Annotated in this window: 4 protein-coding genes; all 4 read right to left on the reverse strand. The window is 32.7% G+C overall.

Going from position 1 to position 2,193, the window contains the following annotated elements:
- On the reverse strand, positions 1 to 458 hold a 458-nt coding region (locus tag BAZSYMA_RS01600; protein WP_143243053.1), incomplete at its 3' end, for a hypothetical protein.
- Complete coding sequence (locus tag BAZSYMA_RS01605) at positions 451 to 924, reverse strand: hypothetical protein (protein ID WP_090714925.1); 474 nt, start codon at positions 922 to 924, stop codon at positions 451 to 453. The genes BAZSYMA_RS01600 and BAZSYMA_RS01605, both read right to left, overlap by 8 nt.
- A complete protein-coding gene (locus BAZSYMA_RS01610) occupies positions 921 to 1,319 on the reverse strand; it encodes a hypothetical protein (protein ID WP_090714927.1) in 399 nt (132 codons plus the stop codon). The genes BAZSYMA_RS01605 and BAZSYMA_RS01610 overlap by 4 nt, the downstream gene beginning before the upstream one ends.
- Before the next feature lie 481 nt (positions 1,320 to 1,800).
- On the reverse strand, positions 1,801 to 2,076 hold the full coding sequence (locus BAZSYMA_RS01615; protein ID WP_090714930.1) for an HU family DNA-binding protein: 276 nt from the start codon (positions 2,074 to 2,076) through the stop codon (positions 1,801 to 1,803).
- Positions 2,077 to 2,193: the final 117 nt, after the last annotated feature.

The following is a 2,193-nucleotide window of genomic DNA, read 5'->3' on the forward strand; positions in this document are numbered from 1 at the left end:
GTGTTGTTAGCAGTGGTGATTGTCAAAGTAACCTTTGAGCCTTCAATGCTTTTAAGTTGAATCTCAGGACTTAAAAAATCTCCTGCTTCATAAAAACCATCAATGCCCTCAAAAACTACCCTGTTATCAAGTATTGCAATAACTGATAAGCCATCTGCTGCATAGCGACTATTCGGAGTTACTGTTCTTTTTATACTGTTTATTTCACCCTCTTTTTTTAGTTTTTTATTAACAATAGGAATGGAGACAACCGGCGCACCTAAACATCCATTGCTTTTTTGACATCTTTTTTGTAATTCAGCTCGTTGTGCTCTTAATTCAATTTCTTTAATTTCATAACTTAGATTGTTCAAATGATTTAAACGAGCTTCTTGTTGCTCAATTTTTGTTAATGCATTTGCATTTATTGGTAAAGTAATACTTATCAATAAAGCTATAAGAACGATATTATTAATCATTGTTCACTCCAAAAATTTGCACTTTCAAAACACTAGAATCACCTTGAATTAACAAGGCTTGGGTTTGTGCTTTGATAGTGTTGTTGTTGATATATTGGTTGATTCTATAAGCCAAAAATATAATGGTACTGGTCTTGCCATTAATAGCGTAAACGAGGCCTTTGTTGTTTTTTTCAAAAGCAGACACATTAATGCTCTCAAACATTGAAATAATAATTTTAAAATTTGAAACTTGTTTTGTTAAATCAAACTTATCAACAGCTTCAAACAGACCCTTGAGGGTAACCAAGTGTTTTTTTAGCTTGTTGCTAGTCACTTCTTCGACGTTAATTTTTTGCTTCAAATATAGCAAACTAACGCTATTAGAATTATCAGAATAAACACTATAGGTTGCAAATATAATGCCTATATTAACAATGATTAGTATCGCTAAATTTTTAGCCTTACTTTTTAAATGAAAAGTCATTCATTGCCCCTTACTTCCCAAGAAACGCTTGCGGTATTTTTACTAAAGTTTCTAACAATTTTTATCGCAATATTGTTGACTTTTGCAAGATGCTTTAGCATATCCACATCATCCAAGCTAATGGTTATTACACACAAAGATTGTGTTAAGTCAATTTCACTTCTTTGTATGCCAACCCCGCTTATAATGTGTAACAAGTTTGCAATATGTTGTTGAGCACTTGATCCTGATACCACCGCATTAGCCTTCACACTCTCAACTTCTAAGTTCAAATCAACAATTTCTGATTGTAAAGACAATAAACGCTCATTGATTACCTCCAGAGTGCCTGCCTTGTATTGATAATATGCGAATATAGCGCTTAAAAACAGCGCATAAAAGATAATATTTATCAAAATGGCCTTACGCCAAAAACGACTTTTATCTTGCTTTATTTGCTGCCTGGTTTTAATAATCTTAAAATTATTAAAACTATTAAAATCAATATCAACATCATCAAATTCATAAATATCAACCAGATTAGTGTCGGTATGTAGAGTTATGCCTTTAACGGTATCAAAGCTAATTAAATACAGAAGATCCGTATCATCAATTTTAAACTTGTATTTAAAATTGACTGAATACTCAAAGCTGTGATTGTTTAATATTGTTTGCCAAAAGCCAATTGGATTGGTTTTATCAGTTATTTTGTAATCATTGATAAAACTTACCGTAAGAGTATCTGTAATTTTATGACTGCCAGAGACAAAATGATTCCCATCAATCTTGTCGATCTTATTGATATTATATCGCCTGAGATAATATGATCAAGCACAACATAATAACTTCGCTTATTACCATTATTGCCATTAAATTTTGAATTTGGCTTAAACATTTTTAGCTGTTTACTGCCTCTTTAAGTGCTTTTCCTGCCTTAAATGCTGCCACTTTGGAGGCTTTAATTTGAACAGTATCGCCTGTTTTTGGGTTTCTGCCTGTGCGTGCTGCACGATCCCTAACAACAAAAGAACCAAAACCTATTAATCGCACGTCACTACCTTGGGCTAAAGCATGAGTAATAGCATCTGTTGTTGCATCTAAAGCACAAGCTGCCTCTACTGTAGAAAGATTTGCTGCTGATGCAATTGCACTGATTAATTCTTGTTTGTTCATTTTTATTCCTTAAATAGTTAATAAATTAGGGTCTTTCACCCATCCAACACTCACAATCATTTGGGTTGATTCATATCGTGTTTGTTCTCAACTTCTGCTTATGTTTCTTTATTTTTA

It is taken from the genome of Bathymodiolus azoricus thioautotrophic gill symbiont (assembly GCF_001298715.1).
In the GTDB taxonomy this organism is placed as follows: Bacteria; Pseudomonadota; Gammaproteobacteria; order PS1; family Pseudothioglobaceae; genus Thiodubiliella.